Annotated in this window: 20 protein-coding genes; 12 read left to right on the top strand and 8 right to left on the bottom strand. The window is 59.9% G+C overall.

What is annotated here, in order from left to right; all coding sequences use genetic code 11:
* Positions 1-18 precede the first annotated feature (18 nt).
* Together O3303_RS04295 and O3303_RS04290 are read right to left on the bottom strand one after the other, a co-directional pair.
* Positions 19-276: a helix-turn-helix domain-containing protein gene (locus tag O3303_RS04295; RefSeq protein WP_269560833.1), complete on the bottom strand. Its 258-nt coding sequence runs from the start codon at positions 274-276 to the stop codon at positions 19-21.
* A 76-nt stretch (positions 277-352) separates the two neighbouring features.
* Positions 353-1,711 (bottom strand): saccharopine dehydrogenase C-terminal domain-containing protein, encoded by a 1,359-nt coding sequence (locus O3303_RS04290; protein WP_269560832.1) that lies wholly within the window; start codon positions 1,709-1,711, stop codon positions 353-355.
* A 281-nt stretch (positions 1,712-1,992) separates the two neighbouring features.
* Between O3303_RS04290 and cdd the strand changes: the two genes are divergently transcribed.
* Positions 1,993-2,484, top strand: coding sequence for a cytidine deaminase (gene cdd, locus O3303_RS04285; protein WP_269560831.1), 492 nt, complete (start codon positions 1,993-1,995; stop codon positions 2,482-2,484).
* Positions 2,485-2,599: 115 nt separating this feature from the next.
* Entirely contained in the window at positions 2,600-3,259 is a 660-nt protein-coding gene (locus O3303_RS04280; protein ID WP_269560830.1) for an alpha/beta hydrolase, read from the top strand.
* 72 nt (positions 3,260-3,331) lie between these two features.
* Here the strand turns inward: O3303_RS04280 and O3303_RS04275 are convergent, their stop codons facing one another.
* The 4 genes from O3303_RS04275 to O3303_RS04260 form a co-directional block, all read right to left on the bottom strand.
* The gene (locus tag O3303_RS04275) at positions 3,332-4,081 is read right to left on the bottom strand and encodes an SDR family NAD(P)-dependent oxidoreductase (protein WP_269560829.1); all 750 of its coding nucleotides are present in this window, start codon (positions 4,079-4,081) and stop codon (positions 3,332-3,334) included.
* A gap of 102 nt (positions 4,082-4,183) precedes the next feature.
* Positions 4,184-5,008, bottom strand: a complete 825-nt coding sequence (porT, locus tag O3303_RS04270) for a type IX secretion/gliding motility protein PorT/SprT (protein WP_269560828.1) — start codon at positions 5,006-5,008, stop codon at positions 4,184-4,186.
* Positions 4,957-5,685, bottom strand: coding sequence for a bifunctional demethylmenaquinone methyltransferase/2-methoxy-6-polyprenyl-1,4-benzoquinol methylase UbiE (gene ubiE / locus O3303_RS04265; RefSeq protein WP_269560827.1), 729 nt, complete (start codon positions 5,683-5,685; stop codon positions 4,957-4,959). Before ubiE ends, porT begins: the two co-directional genes overlap by 52 nt.
* A 128-nt stretch (positions 5,686-5,813) precedes the next feature.
* Complete coding sequence (locus O3303_RS04260; protein ID WP_269560826.1) at positions 5,814-7,985, bottom strand: OmpA family protein; 2,172 nt, start codon at positions 7,983-7,985, stop codon at positions 5,814-5,816.
* A gap of 530 nt (positions 7,986-8,515) precedes the next feature.
* Here O3303_RS04260 and yihA point away from each other — a divergent pair.
* The 3 genes from yihA (at position 8,516) to O3303_RS04245 (ending at position 10,318) form a co-directional block, all read left to right on the top strand.
* The gene (gene yihA, locus O3303_RS04255; protein ID WP_269560825.1) at positions 8,516-9,133 is read left to right on the top strand and encodes a ribosome biogenesis GTP-binding protein YihA/YsxC; all 618 of its coding nucleotides are present in this window, start codon (positions 8,516-8,518) and stop codon (positions 9,131-9,133) included.
* A gap of 78 nt (positions 9,134-9,211) precedes the next feature.
* The gene (locus O3303_RS04250) at positions 9,212-9,697 is read left to right on the top strand and encodes an energy transducer TonB (protein ID WP_269560824.1); all 486 of its coding nucleotides are present in this window, start codon (positions 9,212-9,214) and stop codon (positions 9,695-9,697) included.
* A gap of 30 nt (positions 9,698-9,727) precedes the next feature.
* On the top strand, positions 9,728-10,318 hold the full coding sequence (locus tag O3303_RS04245; RefSeq protein ID WP_269560823.1) for a DUF5606 family protein: 591 nt from the start codon (positions 9,728-9,730) through the stop codon (positions 10,316-10,318).
* A gap of 94 nt (positions 10,319-10,412) precedes the next feature.
* Here O3303_RS04245 and fbp read toward each other — a convergent pair whose 3' ends face one another.
* A complete protein-coding gene (fbp, locus tag O3303_RS04240; RefSeq protein ID WP_269560822.1) occupies positions 10,413-11,429 on the bottom strand; it encodes a class 1 fructose-bisphosphatase in 1,017 nt (338 codons plus the stop codon).
* A 96-nt stretch (positions 11,430-11,525) separates the two neighbouring features.
* On the opposite strand from fbp, the gene O3303_RS04235 reads away from it, so the two are divergent.
* The 6 genes from O3303_RS04235 (at position 11,526) to O3303_RS04210 (ending at position 17,854) form a co-directional block, all read left to right on the top strand.
* Positions 11,526-12,806, top strand: a complete 1,281-nt coding sequence (locus tag O3303_RS04235; RefSeq protein ID WP_269560821.1) for an aspartate kinase — start codon at positions 11,526-11,528, stop codon at positions 12,804-12,806.
* Positions 12,807-12,974: 168 nt separating this feature from the next.
* The gene (locus O3303_RS04230; RefSeq protein WP_269560820.1) at positions 12,975-13,424 is read left to right on the top strand and encodes a Fur family transcriptional regulator; all 450 of its coding nucleotides are present in this window, start codon (positions 12,975-12,977) and stop codon (positions 13,422-13,424) included.
* 185 nt (positions 13,425-13,609) lie between these two features.
* Positions 13,610-14,248 (top strand): peroxiredoxin, encoded by a 639-nt coding sequence (locus O3303_RS04225; protein WP_269560819.1) that lies wholly within the window; start codon positions 13,610-13,612, stop codon positions 14,246-14,248.
* Between the two features lie 196 nt (positions 14,249-14,444).
* Positions 14,445-15,689 (top strand): 3-deoxy-D-manno-octulosonic acid transferase, encoded by a 1,245-nt coding sequence (locus O3303_RS04220; protein ID WP_269560818.1) that lies wholly within the window; start codon positions 14,445-14,447, stop codon positions 15,687-15,689.
* A 155-nt stretch (positions 15,690-15,844) separates the two neighbouring features.
* A complete protein-coding gene (gene rsgA / locus O3303_RS04215) occupies positions 15,845-16,771 on the top strand; it encodes a ribosome small subunit-dependent GTPase A (RefSeq protein WP_269560817.1) in 927 nt (308 codons plus the stop codon).
* 198 nt (positions 16,772-16,969) lie between these two features.
* On the top strand, positions 16,970-17,854 hold the full coding sequence (locus O3303_RS04210) for an NAD(P)-dependent oxidoreductase (protein WP_269560816.1): 885 nt from the start codon (positions 16,970-16,972) through the stop codon (positions 17,852-17,854).
* Positions 17,855-17,977: 123 nt separating this feature from the next.
* Here the strand turns inward: O3303_RS04210 and O3303_RS04205 are convergent, their stop codons facing one another.
* Entirely contained in the window at positions 17,978-18,619 is a 642-nt protein-coding gene (locus O3303_RS04205) for a fasciclin domain-containing protein (RefSeq protein ID WP_269560815.1), read from the bottom strand.
* A 188-nt stretch (positions 18,620-18,807) separates the two neighbouring features.
* Here O3303_RS04205 and O3303_RS04200 point away from each other — a divergent pair, with 188 nt between their 5' ends.
* Positions 18,808-19,269 carry a peptidylprolyl isomerase gene (locus tag O3303_RS04200; protein WP_269560814.1) on the top strand — a complete coding sequence of 154 codons (462 nt, stop codon included), beginning with the start codon at positions 18,808-18,810 and terminating at the stop codon, positions 19,267-19,269.
* Positions 19,270-19,334 lie beyond the last annotated feature (65 nt).

The following is a 19,334-nucleotide window of genomic DNA, read 5'->3' as shown; positions in this document are numbered from 1 at the left end:
GGTGGCCCAGATCAGCCGCTAGTTTTTTTGGGCGGCCGCATCCAGGTGGGGTGGCCGGCCCGAGCGGGCCCCTTCGCGCAGGCCGCTCACGCCCTGGGCTCGCCAGCGTCGCAGCCAGCGGCTGACCGTATCGGCGTCCACAGCAAATAAGGCCGCCAAACGGCTGATGCTCTGGCCTCGGCTGTGGCCCAGCACGGCCTGCGCCCGGCGGCGCATGCGGTAGTGCGGGCCATGGGCGGCTGCCTGTTCCAACGTCAGCACTTCTGGGCTAGTCAAATCAGTAGTAGCTCGCATTCAACAAGATATAACTTTATGCCCAGCCGCATTACTTTCGCCTCACCACTTAGCAAGGCTAACGCGCGGTTTCGTGCTCCTCGAACCGGATGCCGTAGTCGGCCGCCAGCTCCGCCAAGATTGGCTGGTAGAGGTCGGCACCGGTAGGAATCAGCACGCCCCGCGCGGCCACCTCGCCCCGCGCCAGCCGGCGCACGGCCATGCCCAGTGGCAACCCCACGGTTTTGGCCATGGCCGTGTGCGTGGCATCGTCCCCGAGCACCACCAGCGAGCTGGTACGGCCGTAGCGCACGCCCGCTAGCTCAAACTCGAACAGGTGCTGCATCACAATCATGTCGTGGTCGGCGGGCTGCAGCTGCCACTTCTGAGTCAGCAGGCGCTCCAGCAGCTGCGCCGGCGTGCCGTCGGCCAGGCCAACGGGCTGCTCTGTGAACAAGCCCAGCCACTGTAGCCGCTCCATCTCTGGCCCGGCCATCGAAAGGCCCAGGTAGTCGGCACAGTGCATGGCCAGGGCGGTTTCGTTGGCGGCGCGCGGCACCAAAACCGGCAGGTACGACTCCAGCAGCTCGCGCCAGGTCAGGTCGGCGGCGTTACCGAGGCGCACGGCATCGTCGGTAAGGCCCAGGCGCACCAGCGCGTGCCAAGCGGCGCAGTAGCCGGCCCGGCGCAGCGTGCCGCGCAGAATCGTGGGGATGTCATCTAGGCCATACGGCGCACGGTAGCTGAGCGAGTCGCGGTTGGCGTAGCCGTCGAAGTCGCCGTATCCAGGCACCAATATCGACTCAGTGCGGGCAAACAGGTGCTGGTAAGGAATGTAGCGCGGATGACCGTTTTCGAGGTATTTGGCCGTACCCTGGCCGGCCAGCACCACGTTGCGGGGGTTCCACGTGAACTTGTATTTCCACGGATTGTTGCCTTCCGAGTCGGGCGCCAGCAGTCCCCCGCAATACGACTTAAACGAGGTAATGCGGCCACCCCGCTCTCGGATTTCCTCAATCACGGCCATGGCCGACATATGGTCGAGGCCGGGGTCGAGGCCGCACTCCATCAGCAGGGTGCTACCCGCGGCCCGCGCCGCCGCATCCAGCCCCCGGATTTCCTCGCTCACATAGCTGGCCGTGGCCAGATGCCGCCCCAGCTGCACGCACATCCGCGCCACCGGCCCGTGCAGCAGCGCCGGCAACATCGAAATAACAATATCGGCACCACTCACCAGCTCCTGCAGCAGCACCTCATTTTCCAGCGCAAACGGCACTGCGCGGGCGTATTCGGTGTGAGCGGCCAGCACCGGCACCAGGTGGGCCGGGTTGGCATCAGCCACGGTGAGAAACCAGTTTTCGGTGGGCGCGTGGCGCAGCAGGTACTCAATCAGCGAGGAAGCCGAACGGCCGGCTCCGAGCAGGGTAATACGGGTCATGCAGGGGGGATTTGCGGGGAATGCCGGCTGGCTCAGGTAGGTCGGCACAGTAAATGAACAGGCTCAAAACAGGGCCAATTCTAACGAATTCCCGTCAATCGGGGCAGGGCACCGGCCCGGCCGGCCAGGGTGGCGTGGTGCGGCCCGGCCGTCACCGGCCGCCAGCCCCAGCTTTCTCCTACCCCCAACGCCGCTACTCCGCCGGATTTGTAGTACATTCACCGCCCCTTCTTCAGCCGGGGCCGCGAGCCGGTACCGGAATATCTATTTCTGCCTATTTCATGGCCCACCCGCTCCACCTCACCATCCACGTCGAGGTTCTCACCGAAACTGAGCTAACGCCCGCCGAAGCCCTCACCTGGCAGGCTGCCCGCGCCGCCACCGACCAGGCCTACGCGCCTTATTCGCACTTCCACGTCGGCGCTTCCCTCCTGCTCGACGACGGCACCATCTTCCGGGGCACCAATCAGGAAAACGCGGCTTTCCCCTCAGGACTTTGCGCCGAGCGCACCGCCCTGTTCGGGCTGGCCGCCTCCCAGCCCGAGCGGCGCATTCTGGGCATGGCCGTCGCCGCCCGCCCCGCTGCCGGCGACTTCGTGCCGGTGTCGTCGTGCGGAGCCTGCCGCCAGGTGATGGCCGAATACGAGCACCGCCAGAAGCAGGCCATTCCGCTGCTCATGCCCGGCCCCGACGGCAGTATCTACCGCTTCCGCAGCCTCTCCGACCTGCTGCCGTTTGGCTTCAGCGCCGACGACTTACCGACCAAGGGCTGATTCTCTTTCCCCTGTTTAGCCCGCGTATTGCCGCCGTTCGTTCGGCAGGCACCGGCTACTGCTGGGTGCTCTGCCCTGACAAGCGGGCGGGCAGCCTAAACTGATTTTGTGCGCTATGGCCCAGGAACACCATATATCGGTTGCGCGCACGGCGCGCTATTTCCAGTTGGGCGCGCTGACCGCCGCCACCCGGCAGGTGTGGTTTGTGTGCCACGGCTACGGCCAGCTGGCGCAGTATTTTATCCGGCACTTCGCAGCCATCAGCGCCGCCGACCCTACGCTGGTGGTAGTGGCGCCGGAAGGCCTGTCGCGGTTCTATCTGCAGGGCACCGGCGGGCGCGTGGGCGCCACCTGGATGACGCGCGAAGACCGCCTGCTCGAAATCGACGATTACGTAGGCTACCTCAATCAGCTGGCCGCCACTCTACTGCCCCAGGCTTCAGCTGATACCCGGGTAACGGTGCTGGGCTTCTCGCAGGGCGCTGCTACGGTCAGCCGCTGGCTGGCGCGCGCGCCCTTCCGGCCGGCCCGGCTGGTTTTGTGGGCCGGCGCCTTCCCGCCCGACATGGACTTTCAGGCGGCGGGCCGGTTGCTGCGCGGCCTGCCCGTCACGCTGGTCTGCGGCGACGAGGACGAGTTTGTTTCTGCTGCTGACGTGGAGAAGCAGGGCGCATTTCTGCGCGAATTCGGCGTAGAGCCCGAATTTCTGCGCTTCGCCGGCCAGCACACCCTGCACGCCGGCCTGCTGCTGCAACTGGCCTCCCGACAGGTCTAAACGCAACACAGCCCGGCCAATCAGTTGGCCGGGCTGTATTTTTGCAGCACGCTGCAGTGCGTTGGCTTTCGGTTATGATTCCCGCCGAATGGTGGCGGCCGCGCCCTGCGCTGTTGGCAGCAGCAGCACCTCGGCCACGTTTACGTGCGGCGGCCGGGTCACCATGAACTGAATGACTTCGGCCACATCCTGCGCCACCAGCGGCTGAAAGCCCTTGTATACCGACTCGGCGCGGGATTCGTCGCCTTTGAAGCGCACCTTCGAGAAGTCGGTTTCCACCGCACCCGGGTTCACCTCTGCCACCCGGATGTTGTGGGGCAGCAAATCCAGGCGCATGGTTTTGGTCAGCATCGACACGGCGGCTTTGGAGGCGCAGTACACGTTGCCGTTGGCATAGGCCTCAATGCCAGCAATGGAGCCGATATTGATAATATGGCCCACCTGTCGGCGCGTCATGGCGGGCAGCACGGCCCGGCTCACGTAGAGCAGCCCCTTCACATTGCCATCGAGCATAGCGTCCCAGTCGTCCGGGTTGCCGTCCTGAATCGGGGCCAGCCCGTGGGCATTGCCAGCGTTATTGATCAGCACGTCTACCTCGGCAAAGGTCCCGGGCAGGCTGGCCACGGCGGCCTCCACGGCAGCCCGGTCGCGCACATCAAACGTGAGGATGTGCGTGGAGATACCAGCCAGCTCCCGGGCCAGCTCTTCCAGCTTCTCGCGGCGACGCCCGGTAATGATGAGCTGAAATCCGGATTGCGCCAGCGCTACAGCCGTAGCGCGGCCAATGCCCGAGGAAGCCCCGGTGATAAAGGCAGTTTTCATACGTTTTTTAGAAGCAGCAGCCTGTCGAACCGAAAAATGGCTGGCCGCCCCAACAACGCGTTGGGCAGCCAGCCATTATCAGTTCAGCTAAGCTTGTGTGGTTTATTCAAAGTTCAGGTACAGCGTTACGGTGTTGCTGCGCAGGCTCTGTAGGCTGCGGCTGTAGATGTTGTCTACGCCCTGGTGCTGATTGCTAAGCCCGTGCGAGAAGCGCAGCTCAGGCGCGAACTTGAAGAACGGATAGAACAGGTCGAGGCCCACCCCATACTCAATGGCCAGGTCGCTGCTGGCTACCGACAGCTGATTGCGCTCCGGGTCCTTGCGGCGGGTACCTACGTTCACGCTGGGCTTGAGGCCACCCACCACATACACGCGCGTGTTGCGGCGGCGCTCCGAGTGAAACTTCACCAGCAGCGGCAGATCCACCTGCGTAGCCCCCACCTCCTGCGTCACGATTTCCTCCGGATCATTGTCTCTGCTCGGGTCAGGCGTGTAGCCGTCGGGCTTGAATTCAATCTGGCGCGTGATGAAGCTCACGCCCGGCGCAAAGCGCAGGTTCAAGTAGTCATTCAGCCGCGCATCGCCCACAAACCCAACCGAGAAGCCGGGGCTTATCTTGGAGTTTGCCGTCACGCCACGCGAAGTACCGAAGTTAGCAATGTACGCCGGCGACTGCTCGATCTTATAGCTCGAAAAGTTAGGAGCAATATAGAAGCCTGGGTGGAACCACTTATCGTCGTAGCCGGGCAGGTTTTGCACCGTAATGGATTTCACACGGCCACCCTTGCCCCGGCTGGCCGTAGCGCGGCTCTTGTTCTGGGCCATTCCGCTAAGCGGCACGGCCAGAGCCAGCAAACCGGCCAGCGCAAACTGGCCTACTTGAGTGCGGTGTAGATGGAGCTGATACCGAAAGTGAGGGGTTGCCATGCGGGAGAAGTAAAGCCAACCTGCCGCAGAATAGCCAGAAAGTCTGGGCCGTCCGGGAAGGCCTGCACCGATTCGGGCAGGTACGTGTAGGCGGCGCGGTCTTTAGAGATGAGTTTGCCAAATACCGGCAGAATATGCCGGAAGTAAAAATTGTAGGCCTGTTTCATGGGGAAAGCCGTGGGCTTGGAAAACTCCAGTATCACGAGCTTACCGCCCGGCCGCAGCACCCGGCGCATTTCGGCTAGGCCAATGGCCAGGTTTTCGAAGTTGCGTACTCCAAACGAAGCCGTCACGGCATCGAAGTACCCATCAGGAAACGGCAGGTTCTCCGAGTCGCCCAACTCCAGCTGGATACGATTGGTGAGGCCCTTTGCCTCCAGCTTACGCCGCCCAACGGCCAGCATCCCTTCCGAAATATCCACGCCCGTCACCTTCGCATCGGGTGAGGCCGCCCGCAGCGTTTCGATGGCGAAGTCGGCGGTGCCGGTGGCAATATCCAGTATTCGGGCCGGCCGTAGCTGCTTCAACTCGCCCACGGCCTTACGCCGCCAATAAATATCGGTTCCGGCGCTGAGGAAGTGGTTGAGGAAGTCATACTTCCCGGCGATGCTGTTGAACATGTGCGCCACCTGCGATTTTTTGTCAGCGGTGTCGTCTTTGTAGGGTACTACGGCCATAGTTCTGGGGCGAACAACGAGAATTCAAGGGCGAAATTGCCCAAACATAACGTGGGTTCGGCCATTATGTTGAAAAAAAACGGGCCGGACAATTTGCCCGGCCCGTTTTACTAGCTGTTAGAAGCGGCTTAGTCGTTGTCCGTCTTCACTTTGGTCTTTTCACCGGTGGCATCTTTGGTCTTGGCATCGATGGTACCGTCTTTGGTAACCGTCTTGCTCTTCTCATCCGAAGCGCCTTTGGTTTTCACTTTTACTTTGTCGCTGTCCTCGTCCACCTTGGTTTTCACCTTGGTACCGTCAGCCATTTTCACCTTGCTTTTGCCGGGCTGCAGTGGCGTAGAACGCACTGGCGTGCCCGAAGTAGGCGTGGCGGGAGGCGTCATGGTTGGCATGGCTTCACCTTCTTTCAGGATCGTGCGGAACTCCACGCGGCGGTTAAGCTGCATGTTCTCCGGGCTGTCGTTGCCGGCCGCCGGACGACGCTCGCCATAACTTACCGTTACCATGCGGGTTTCGCCTACACCCTGCTTCTTCAGGTAGTTGTAAGCAGCATCAGCGCGGTTCTGGCCCAGCACCATGTTGTACTCGTCGGTATTGCGCGAGTCGCAATGGCCTTCGATGGAGATGTTCACGCCAGGGTTGGCAGCCAGGATAGCGGCAATGTTATTCAGCTCCGTGATGCTCTCAGCGCGTAGCTTGTACTTGTCGGTATCGAAGTAGATGGGCTTCATGGCCACACCGGCTACCATGCTCGTGTCTACATAATCCACGTAGAAGTTTTTCTCAATCACCGTCGAATCGTTGGTCGATACAGGTATTGCGAATTCCTCAGTAGCTACGTTCTGGCCGTCTTTGGAAGCGGCTACTTGGTAAGTACGGCCCGAAAGCACGTTCACCTGATAGTCGCCGGTTTCGGGCTTGGTTACGTCGCGGTAGCTCAGGGCCGTTTTATCAGCCTGTGTGCCGCTAAATACCAGCTCCACACCAGGGATTACCGTTGTGCTGTCGCGCTTGCTGAACACTTTGCCCCGGATGATGGCGTTTTTGATGTAGTTGATGGTGTAGATGTCCTTCTCACCGTAGCCACCGATGCGGTACGACGACAGGTAAGCGTACGAGCCATTCGGGCTCAAACGATAGTACGTGTCATCATCAGGCGTATTCACCGGGTAGCCCATGTTCTCCGGGCGGCCCCACTTGTTTCCTACCGAGTCATAGTCCGACTTGAAGATGTCGTAGCCGCCCATCGTGTTGTGGCCGCGCGAGGCGAAATACAGTGTCCGGCCGTCCTTGCTTACATACGGGCTGTCGTCGTCGTATTTGGTGTTGATGCCGGTTACTGGCTTAGCCGTGCCCCAGTCACCACCCTGTTGGCGGGTTGCGAAGTAGATGTCCAGCGTACCGTCTTCTGAATACTTGCCCGTAGAGAAGTAGATGGTGCGGCCGTCTGGCGTGATGTACGCATCCGACTCAAACGCCTTGGAGTTGATGTTGTCGTTCAACTTCTTGGGCTCCGTCCAGTCAGCACCCGACTTCTCGGCATACATGATGTCGCCGTTCTCGTCGTTGCGGTACATCAGCAGCTTGGTGTCGTTATCGAACACCTGGATGGAAGCGTCGTGGCCTTTGCCGTTCAGCACCGTGCTCAGCGAGCGTGGCTTCTCCCAGTTCTCGTCATCAATACGCGTGGCTTCGTAGATGTTTTCGTAGTACTGGCCGTCAGTAGCGAGGTTCTTGTCCTTTTTGTTTTTCGCGTCCTGCGCAACCGACTGGGCGCTCATATTGTCGGAACGCGAGGTAAAGAGCAGGATTTTATCGTCCTGCGAAATCACCGGGCTGTGCTCCGAATACGGCGTGTTGATAGTCGGACCCAGGTTCTTCACGAAAATATCCTTGGGGCTGTTGAACTGCACCTTGGCGTTTTTCGAATGCTGAATCAGCTGAGCCAACTGAGCTTTGCGGGTATCCTTGGGCTTCAACGTGGCGTTATAGGCCTGATAGTGCGTGATGGCCTCGTCGAAGTTGTAGTTGAGGTGGTCAACGCGACCCAGCCAGTACTCTACGTCCTTCGAAACTTTCGGCTTCAGCTTTTGCGCTTTGTAGATATAGTCGCTGGCCTTCTCCTTGTCGAACGACATGTAGGAGATACCAGCGCGGAACAATGCCAAAGCGTTGTTAGGCTCCTTTGACAGTACCTGCTCATAGTAAGGAATGGAGGCCCGGTAGTTTTCTTGGTCGAATAACTTATTTGCAGTCTTAAGCTGCTGGCGCGTGCTCTGGGCCAGCGCAGGCTGGGCCACGGCAGCGGTAAGAGCTAAGGCGCAAGAGGCTTTCAATAACCTTTTGACTAAGTTGTCCATCTGAGGAGGGGTTTGAGGAATAAGGAGTTGCAAGAGGAGTTAACCCTGGTGCGGAGGCTGCAGGTAGCAGTAGTTTTTCGGTAAGATGCCTCTTATACTGAAAACCTGCCCCAGGGTTAAGTAGGGAACTATTTTTTTCACGCTAAAAAGAGCGGAATTTCTTCTTTACGCTACGTATTTTGGGATTTTTACGGATGCAGGACAGAGCAATTTGCGGGCAAAGATAGAAATTTTATAATACCAACTTAGTCCCATCCAATTCATTAAAATTATTGTATTAGCTCCCAAAAAATATAATTCGAAACCCTGTTTGCGCATTGTGCCAGGCTCTCGAACCGCGCAAATATAGGCCTGCTTTACAAAGAACCTTGAATAGCCTACGAAATTTGCCTTTGCCACGGTTTGTCCGGCCTGGCGGGAGGCAATGTATTTCCGGGCGTACCTTTGCCCGCACACCTGTTGATTTTAGTATGCAAATCCGTGACGCTTCTTTCTTAATGAGCAATACGCGGGTGGACCAGTGTCCACCGCCCACGCTTCCCGAATACGCTTTTATCGGCCGCTCCAACGTGGGAAAATCCTCGCTCATTAATATGCTGATGGAGCGCAAAGGCTTGGCAAAAACCTCTTCCCTGCCGGGTAAAACCCAGCTTATCAACCACTTTCTGGTCAACAAAGAGTGGTATCTGGTCGATTTACCGGGCTATGGCTACGCAAAAGTCAGCAAGGATAGCCGCGTGCAATGGGGCCGGATGATCAATTTCTATCTCCGCCAGCGCGAAAACCTGTCCTGCGTATTTGTGCTGATTGACTCGCGTCATTCGGCGCAGGCCGTGGATCTGGAGTTTATGGAAATGCTGGGCACTGAGGGCATTCCGTTTGTGATGGTGTTCACGAAAGCCGACAAACAATCGGGTAGCCGCACGCACCAGAACGTGACGGAATATATGCGCAAAATGAGTGAATCGTGGGACGAGGTGCCACGGCATTTCGTTACGTCAGCGGAGGAGAAAACCGGCCGCGATGAGGTGCTGGCGTTCATTGAGGACGTGAACCGGCAGATGGCCCAAACGGAGGAGATTGTGTAGATTGGCCCCGTAATTGTCTGCGGGTTGGGCCGGATTGTTCCGGCTCATTTTCCTCTCTTTTTCTTGTTTGTTACGTTCATGAAAAAACTCTCCTTCGCGCTGGCCGTGGGCCTGCTGGCCTGTTCGGTACCGGCTTTGGCGCAGAAAACCAAAGTAAAGGTCAAGACCGACGGACCCGCCCCGGAAACGGTGGCTCCGGAAGCGGAGCCGGCCGCAGCCGCCCCGGCTCACCAGGTAGGCAACGTGAGCAAAACCATTCCGGTAGCCGAGTACTACGAAGGCGGCCAGGATGCCCTGTATGCCTTCATCGAGAAAGAAAAGAAGTATCCCATTCTGGCCCGCCGCAACCGCATTCAGGGTACCTGCATCGTGAGCTTTACGCTGAACACGGACGGGACCATGTCGGGCATCAAACTGGTGAAGAATATTGGCGGCGGCTGCGGCGAAGAAGCCCTACGTGTAGTGCGCCTGCTCCAGTTCAAGAAGCCTGATTACGCCGTGCTGACCAGCCTGCCCATTGTATTTAAGCTGCCAGTTCCCGGCCAAGCCGCCGCAACTGAGTAACTTTGCTTTTTCCAACAACTTTTTACCCCTATGCCCTACGACCTGAAGGAAATTGCCGCTATCAGCGGAATGCCCGGTCTGTACCGCCTCGTGAAGCCCACCCGCGCTGGCGTTATCGTGGAAGCCCTCAATGAGCAGGCGACCCGCTCCGTGGCTTCGGCCCGCAACAAGGTGTCGCTGCTGCAGGAGATTTCCATCTACACCCAGGATTACGACCAGACGGTACCGCTGACGGACGTTTTCGACCGGATTTACCAGAAGCACGGCAGCAGCCTGGCCCTCACCCACAAGTCGGATGACCGGGACCTGACAGCGTTCATGGGCGAAATCATCCCCGATTACGACCGGGACCGGGTGTATATGTCCGACATCAAGAAGCTGGTGCAGTGGTACCACGTAGTTAGCAGCCGCCTGGAGTATCAGGCAGCTGAAGAAGCTACCGAAACGCCGGAAACTGCTGACGCCGACGCATCGGCCGCAACGCCAGCGAAGAAAGCAGCGAAAAAAGCCGACGACGACGCTACTGAAGAAAAGCCGAAGGCCAAGAAGAAAGCCGCTGAGCCCGCTGAAGCTGAAGAAACCGAGAAGCCCGCTAAGAAAAGCCCCAAAAAGAAAGACTAGCTCTTTCTGAAAAGGAATAAAAAAGCCCGTCTGCAGTAGTGCAGACGGGCTTCTTTTTATATGTATGCCAGCTGAATACGGCCGAAGCGGCCGGCTACTCTGCCTGAGCCAGCTCGCGGGCCATAAACTCCTCTGCCTGGTTCACCAGATCGATGGAGCCAATGAACAACGGGCTCCGGTCGTGCATGTCGAGCGGCTCGATTTCCATGGTGCGCATGTATCCATTGCTGGACTTGCCGCCGGCCTGCTCCACAATGAAAGCCAGCGGGTTGCACTCGTACATGAGCCGCAACTTGCCCTTCGGCGACTTCTGGGTGGACGGATAGATATAGATGCCGCCTTTGAGCAGGTTGCGGTGGAAGTCGGCCACTAGCGAGCCGATGTAGCGGGCCGAGAAGCCCTGGTCCTTGCAGTGCGCCACGTAGGCGGCCATGCCGGGCGAGAAGGAAGCCGAGCTGCCTTCGTTTACGGAGTACACACTGCCGGATTTCGGCGACTGAATGTTGGGGTGCGAAAGGAAAAACTCGCCCAGGCTGGGCTCGTAAGTGAAGCCGTTGACGCCGTTGCCGGTGGTGTACACCATCATGGTGCTGGAACCGTAAATCACGTAGCCGGCCGCCACCTGGTGGGTGCCGGACTGCAGGCAGTCGGCCATGGTGCCTTCGGTGCCGGTGGGCGATACCCGCCGGTAGATGCTGAAGATGGTGCCGATAGACACGTTCACATCAATGTTGCTGGAGCCGTCGAGCGGGTCGATGGCCACGATGTACTTGCCCTGCACGTTGCCGGTCTGGATGACTTCCTCGTCTTCCTCACTGATGATGGTGCACACCTCGCCGCCGTTGCGCAGGGCTCGGATGAAGCGGATGTTGGCAATGACGTCGAGCTTCTGCTGGTCTTCGCCCTGCACGTTGCGGTTGCCGTAAGCGCCGGCAATATCGATGAGGCCGGAGCGGTTGATTTCGCGGTTCACGATTTTGGCCGCCAGCGCAATATCGCGCAGCAACTGGCTTAGCTCGCCGGTGGCATATGGAAAATCTTCCTGCTTACGCATGATGAAACGGTCCAGAGTAGTGCCTACGGGCAGCGCCAGCTTGTCGTGTTGATTCATAAAAGCCTGAGAGAATGAACGGATGGGTGGGAAGCCAAAATTAACCTTTTTCGGGCGTAGTGGCACGAATATCCGTTCGGCCCTACATTTGGGCCCATGCAGGAATCTCTCCAGTTGAAAGTCTACAAGTTCGGCGGCGCCTCCGTGAAAGATGCGGCCGCCATCCGCAACCTCGGCCGCATTGTGCAGGAATATGGTGCCGGCGCGCCGCTGCTCATTGTGGTTTCGGCGATGGGCAAAACCACCAATGCACTGGAGGAGATTTTTCAGCTAGCCCACAAGGGCCAGGATTTCAGCGGCCCGCTGGCAGTACTGCGCGAGTTTCATGCGGGCGTAGCCACGGAGCTGGGCGTAGCCGACGAGGCAGCGCCGGCCGGCAGCGCCGCGCCGCTGCTGGCTACCCTATTCGAGCAGCTCGGCGACCGGCTGGCCACGCTCCTGCCCGGCGACTACGACCGGCAGTACGACCAGATTGTAAGTTTTGGGGAGCTGCTGGCGACGTGCATCGTAGCGAAGGCGCTGGGTGCCCAGTGGCTGGACTGCCGCCCTCTGATTCGCACGGACCACACCTGGCGCGAGGGCCGTGTAGACTGGCCCACCACGGAGCGCCACCTGCTGGCCGCCCTGCCCGACCTGCTGGCCCACGGCCCCATCGTGACGCAGGGCTTTGTGGGCGGCACGGCCAGCGGCCAGACCACCACGCTGGGCCGCGAGGGCTCCGACTACACGGCCGCCATCTTCGCCTACTGCCTGCAGGCTAAGTCGGTGACGATCTGGAAGGACGTGGCGGGCTTGCTGAACGCCGACCCTAAGTTTTTCCGGGACACGGTGCGCTACCCCGAAATCAGCTATCAGGAAACCATCGAAATGGCGTACTACGGCGCCAGTGTCATCCACCCCAAAACCATCAAGCCGCTGGCCGTGCGCCGGATTCCGCTGCTGGTAAAGTCGTTTCTGGACCCCAGCGCCGAGGGCACCCGCATCCACGACTGCCGCCACGGGCTGCTGGCGCCGGCCTTTATCCGCAAGGATGGGCAGTGCCTGGTGTCGTTTGAGAGCAAGGACCTCACGTTTATCTCCGAAGAGAATCTGGAGGTGATTTTCGGGGCGCTGGCGCAGGTGCGGCTCAAGATTCATCTGATGCAGAATTCGGCCATCAGCTTCTCGGTTTGCACCGACTTCTCGGCTTACCGCCTCGAAAAGCTGCTGGACTTGCTGCGCAACCAGTTCACCATCCATTACAACACAGGCCTGGAGCTCTACACCATCAAAAACTACGACGCGGCCAGCATCCAGCGCCTCACCGAAGGGCGTGAGCTGCTGCTGGAGCAACGCACGCGCCAGACGTTTCAGGTAGTATGCCGCGGGCAGGCGTAAGGAGTTGTTTGTTGTTCGTTGTCAGTTGTCAGGCAAAATGCACCTGCAGCGTGCGGCTTCTAACAACGAACAACTGACAATTAACAACTCCCTTCCAACGGCCTGACTGAACATTTTTGGGACTGGCGGGCTTATAGCCTTATCTTTGCGGAGAAGCATTCTTATATAGTGACCTTTCATTCCGACCATACGCCGCCCACTCCGGGCCAACTGCGCGACCGGCTGGCCAAAGCTGGCCTGCGGGCTACCCGGCAGCGCCTTACCATTCTGGAGTGCCTGCTGCAGCTGCCTGGGCATCCCACTGCCGAGCAGGTGCATCGACAGGTGGTGGCGCAGGTGCCCAACCTCTCGTTGGGTACCGTGTACAAAGCCCTCGACTCGTTTGTGGAAGTGGGGCTCACGCGCCGCGTGGCGTCGGCCGAAGGCTCTTCCCGCCGCTACGACGCCGACTGCTCAGCCCACCATCACCTGATCTGTACCGACACGCAGGAAATCATGGATTTCCACGATTCGCAGTTGGACACGCTGCTGCAGGAGTTCTTCGCGCAACGTAACATGCCCGGCTTTCAGGCCCATACCTTTTCGCTGCATATCACCGGCGAGAAGGTGGCAGGGTAAGCATCGGCAGGCCGGTAGCTGAACGCCAGCAACTGGCGCTATACAGTGCAAACGACTGATCAGGTTTGCTGAAACCAGCCGGCCACCTGCCTGGCCACTCTTCCCAATTTCTTTTTTTCGACCCGGCTATTTGCTGGCTTCACAACGCTCAATCACCTCATTACCCAACACTTAATCACCCCAAAATGGCAGTTCTCGTAGGCAAGCGTGCCCCTTCTTTCAAAGCTACCGCTGTTATCGACAGCGAATTCGAAGAGGATTTCTCCCTCGACCGTTACCTGGGCAAGAAGCACGTTATCTTCTACTTCTACCCCGCCGACTTCACGTTCGTTTGCCCTACCGAAATCATTGCCTTCCAGGATCGTCTGGCCGACTTTGAGGCCAAGGGTGTAGCCGTGGTGGGCTGCTCGACGGACACGCACTTCTCGCACTTTGCCTGGCTGCAGACGCCGCGCGACAACGGCGGCATCGAAGGCGTAAAGTATCCGCTGGTGGCCGATGCTACCAAAACCATTGCGGCTAACTACGACGTGCTCGGCGGCCACTACGACTACAATGAGGCCGGCGAAATGACCTTCGTCGGCTCGCCCCTCGCCTACCGCGGCCTGTTCCTGATTGATAAGGACGGCATCGTGCGCCACCAGGTAGTAAACGACGGCCCCCTCGGCCGCAGCATCGACGAAGCCATGCGTATGGTGGATGCCCTGCAGTACTTCGAGGTGAAAGGCGAAGTCTGCCCCGCTAACTGGGAAGAAGGCAAAGAGGCTATGTCGGCCACCCGCGAGGGCGTAGCCAACTACCTCGGCAAGCAGGCCAACCACTAGCAATTAATGCTTTGTGCATAGTGCACAGGGCTTTTAAAAGGCTCCGGCGGATACGTCGGAGCCTTTTTTAGTTCGCCTGCAGGCAAAAGCCTATTTTTGCGGACTCTCGTCTGAACGAATGCTCGTTTGGGCTTCTGAACACGCTGCTACCATTTCGTTGTCTAAGCACGAAGCGCCAAGCACTAAGCACTGACAATTGCCTTTTCTCTATTCCATCGTTCTGCGCCTGTATGCGTGGCTGCTGCAGCTGGCAGCACCTTTTGTGCCCAAAGCGGCCCAGTGGGTGCAGGGGCGGCAGGGGCTGCTACCCCGGATTCAGGCGGCTCTGCAGGCCGAAACTGCGCCGCTGGCCTGGTTTCACTGCGCCTCGCTGGGCGAGTTTGAGCAGGGCCGCCCCCTGATGGAGGCTTACGCCGCCCGCTACCCCGGCCACAAAATCGTGCTGACGTTCTTTTCGCCCTCCGGCTACGAGGTGCGCAAAAACTGGCCCGGCGCCCACTACATTTTCTACCTGCCGCTGGACACGGCCGCCAATGCCCGCGCCTTCCTCGACGCGGTGCAGCCGCAGCTGGCCGTCTTCGTGAAGTACGAATTCTGGTATTTCTTTCTGGCCGAGCTGCATCGGCGGCACATTACCACCCTCTGCGTGTCGGCTATTTTCCGGCCCGAGCAGCTGTTTTTCCAACCCTGGGGCGGATTCTTCCGCAAAATCCTGGGCTGCTTCACGCACATCTTCACCCAGAACCAGGCCTCGGCCGAACTGCTGCGCGGCGCCGGCATCCGGCAGGCCAGCGTGGCCGGCGACACCCGCTTCGACACGGTGGTGCGCACCGCCGCGGCCGCGTCCCGGCCGTTGCCGCTGGTAGACGCCTTCACCGACGACTGGGTGCCGGTGTTCATCATTGGCAGCAGCTGGCCCGAAGACCTGCCGGCCCTCACGCCGCTGATGCGCCAGTACGCCCCGCAGATACGCTTCATTGTGGCACCCCACGAAATCAGCGACACTACCCTGCGGCTGGTGGAGGACGTGCTGCCCGGCCAGGTGGTGCGCTACTCCCGGGCCGAGCCCGCCACCGTGGCCCAGGCCCGGGTGCTGCTCATCGACAACGTGGGGCTGCTCAGCCAGCTGTACCGGTTCGGGCATTTTGCCTATGTAGGTGGCGCTTTCGGCAAGGGCCTACACAACACGCTGGAAGCCGCTGCTTTTGGCCTGCCGCTGTTTTTCGGGCCGACCTACCACAAGTTTCAGGAAGCCGAAGATCTGGTGGATCTGGGCTGCGCCTTCCCGGTGACGTCGGCCGAGGAGCTGCTGCGGGCTTTCGGGCTCCTGTTTCACGAGGAAGAGTCGCGCCTGAAAGTGCAGGACCTCAGCCTCGACTATGTGCACGACCACAGCGGCGCCACGCACAAAATCATGCAGTGGCTTGAAAAGAATAGCTAAGCAGCTGTCATTCTGAGCTTGCGAAGGATCTTCCCACGCCTGAACGATAAGAGTATTAGTACCTCGTTCCCGTGCTATAAGGTCCTTCGCAAGCTCAGGATGACAGTATCTTTGTCGTCACTGCACCTAACAATTATTCAAGTCCCTGACCTTTCATGACTGGTACTATCGTAAGATCCACGGGCTCGTGGTATGTGGTGCGCGAAACCGGCACGGGGCAGCTGCACCGCTGCCGGCTGCGGGGCAAGTTCAAAATCAAGGGCCTGAAGGTGAGCAACCCGCTGGCCGTGGGCGACGAGGTGGCCTTCACGGTGGAAGAGCAAACCGAGGGCGCCGGCGTGATTCACCATATCGAGCCGCGCCGCAACTACATCATCCGGCGCTCGGTGCACAAGAGTGAGCACGCCCACATTGTGGCCGCCAACCTCGACCAAGCCATGCTGGTCGTGACGCTGGCCTCGCCGGCTACCTCGTTCGGCTTCATCGACCGGTTTCTGGTGACGGCCGAGGCCTACCGGATTCCCGTGACGCTGCTCTTCAACAAAACCGACCTCTACGACGAAGACCTGACCGATTACCAGCAGCAGATCCTGGACATGTACCAGCGCATCGGCTACCCGGGCATGCGCTGCTCGGCGCACACCGGCGAGGGCGTGGCGGAAATCGACGCCCAGCTCAACGGCAAAACCACGCTACTTTCCGGCCACTCCGGCGTCGGCAAGAGCACGCTCATCAACGTGCTGGTGCCCGATCTGGACCTGAAAACCGCCGAAATCAGCCAGTTTTCCGACAAGGGTGTGCACACCACCACGTTTGCCGAGATGCTGGAAGTGCGCCCCGGCACCTTCCTCATCGACACGCCCGGCATCAAGGAGCTGGGCTTGGTGGATATGAAGGCCGGCGAGCTGGCCCACTATTTCCCCGAGATGCGCGCCCTGCTCAACCAGTGCCGCTACCACAACTGCCAGCACCTGCACGAGCCCGGCTGCGCCGTGCGCGAAGCCGTCGACAAAGGCCGCATTGCCCTGCCCCGCTACGACAGCTACGTGAGCATGCAGCAGGCCGACGACAACCGGAAATAGGTGTCTTTTGGTGATGAGGTGACAAGGCGTAGAACGTAAGAACGTCATGCTGAGCTTGTCGAAGCATCTCGCGTGCTGATGCCTGACTACTATTGCAACATCAGCACGCGAGATGCTCCGACAAGCTCAGCATGACGTTCTTCGTTACCTGTCACCTCAACACCCCATCACCCCATCACCTCATAACTTCATTCTCCTTTGACACAGCATAATGTAGCCTTCCTCGGCCTGGGAAATATGGGCGAGGCCATGGCGAAAAACCTCTTAAAGGCCGGGCATCGCCTCACTGTCTATAACCGCACGGCCAGCAAAGCCGCCGACCTTGAGAAACTAGGCGCCACGGTGGCTGCCACGCCCGCCGCCGCCGTAGCCGACGCGGCCTTCGTGTTCTCCATGGTCACGGATGATGCCGCTCTGCAGGAACTGTGCCTGGGGCCCGATGGGCTGATTGCCGCCCTGCCCGCCGGCGCCGTGCATGCCTCCTGCAGCACCGTGGCCCCCGATACCAACCGCCGCCTGGCCGAAGCCCACGCCCGGCACGGCAGTACCCTCGTGGCCACGCCCGTATTTGGCAAGCCCGATGTGGCCGCTGCGGCCAAGCTCTGGCTGGCTGCTTCCGGCGAAGCCAGCGCCCGCCAACGCCTCGCGCCGCTGCTTGAAGCCCTAGGCCAGGGCGTCCACGATTTCGGCGACGACCCCGGTGCGGCCAGCACCGTCAAGCTCTGCGGCAACTTCATGCTGGGCGCCGCCATTGAGGCCATGGCCGAAGCCTTCACGCTGGCCCAGAAAAGCGGCCTCGACCGGCAGCAGGTGTACGAGTTCTTCACATCTACCCTTTTCAACACGCCCATTTATAAAGGCTACGGCAAGCTGGTGGCCGAGCGCCACTACCAGCCTGTGGGCGCGGCCCCGGCCATTATCCGCAAGGATATGCGCCTGGTGCTGGATGAGTCGCGCACGCACCTGGTGCCCATGCCCTTCGCCAACATCCTCCACGACCACCTCTCCACCACCGTGGCCAAAGGCGAGCAAGGCGACTGGGCTGGCTTCGCCGAGCGCATCACCGACGGCGCCGGGCTATAAGTCCGGACTGGCCCGGCGGAGCAAGTCCTCAAGCCGGCACAACACCAACAAAAAAGACCCAGCCATTTCGGCTGGGTCTTTCTGTATTCATCTGACGCGCTTACAAAGCGCGCCAACAAAATACTACTCCGCCGTCGGCAGCAGTACGCCGTCGATAACGTGCGTCACACCGTTGCTGGAAATAACATCAGCAATGGCCACGTTTACCGGGGCGTCTTTGCCGTTGCTGAGCATCACCTTGCCGTCTTTGGCCATTACGGTCAACTGCTGGCCGTTCACGGTGGTGAGCTTCTGGCCGTCTTTCAGGTCCTGGGCCAGCAGGCGGCCGGCAATTACGTGGTAGGTGAGCACGCCTTTCAGCTTCTCTTTGCTTTCGGGCTTCAGCAGGCCATCAAGGGCGCCAGCGGGCAGCTTGCCAAAGGCATCGTTGGTGGGCGCGAACACCGTGAACGGGCCGGGGCCGCTGAGCGTGCCATCGAGGCCGGCAGCCTGCACCGCCTTCACCAGCGTGGTTACGCTGCTAGCCTGCACGGCATTCTGCACGATGTTCTTGTCGGGCGTCATGGCCACGCCATCCACCATTACGCCTTCAGCGCTGCCCATGCGGGCCGAGTCGCCCATCATGGCCGTCGAATCGACGATGGTGGCCGTGTCGGTGGTGGTGGCAGTTTCGGTAGTGGCGGTATCGCCGCAGCTTGCCAGGGCAAACGAGAGCAGACCGGCCGACAGAACACTCAGGGAAGCAGTGCGCAGGTTCTTCTTCATAAAAAAAGGAAATGGGTTGGTTGGGATGCAACGCCTCCATCCGGAGGGCGCCGTGATGTTGTGCTTACGAAACTGTTGCGGCACTCGGATGTTTATGCGGCAGCCGAATTGGTTACCTTTGCACCTGGTTCCGCAGCCGCGGGGCCAGGCACCACGTACAGGTGCTGCTAACCCTAATTTCCTTCCTTATGAAGACTGCCGAAATCCACACCAACAAGGGCGTGATGAAAGTGGAGTTCTACGAAAAAGATGCTCCCAAGACCGTTAAAAACTTCACCGACCTGGCCCAGCAGGGCTTCTACGACGGCCTGAAGTTCCACCGCGTCATCCCTAACTTCGTGATTCAGGGCGGCTGCCCCAACTCGCGCGATGGCGCCAAAGGCATGGCCGGCACCGGCGGCCCCGGCTACAAAATCGACTGCGAGCTGAACGGCGAGCACCAGTACCACGAGCGCGGCGCCCTGAGCATGGCCCATGCCGGCCGTAACACCGGCGGCAGCCAGTTCTTCATCGTGCACGACCGCCAGAACACCGCCCACCTCGACCGCAACCACACTGTGTTCGGTAAAGTGGTAGAAGGCCTCGACATCATCGAGCAGATTCAGGCCAACGACGAGATTCAGAAAATTGTGGTAACCGAGCAGGCGTAACTTGCCGCTAGCCAAACACAAAAAAGCCCCGCGCACCTTTCGGTACGCGGGGCTTTTTCGTGTCA

Origin of the sequence: Hymenobacter canadensis (assembly GCF_027359925.1) — a bacterium.
Classification (GTDB): Bacteria; Bacteroidota; Bacteroidia; order Cytophagales; family Hymenobacteraceae; genus Hymenobacter; species Hymenobacter canadensis.
The sequence above is the reverse complement of the archived record's forward strand: the minus strand, read 5'-3'. Positions and strand labels throughout refer to the sequence as shown.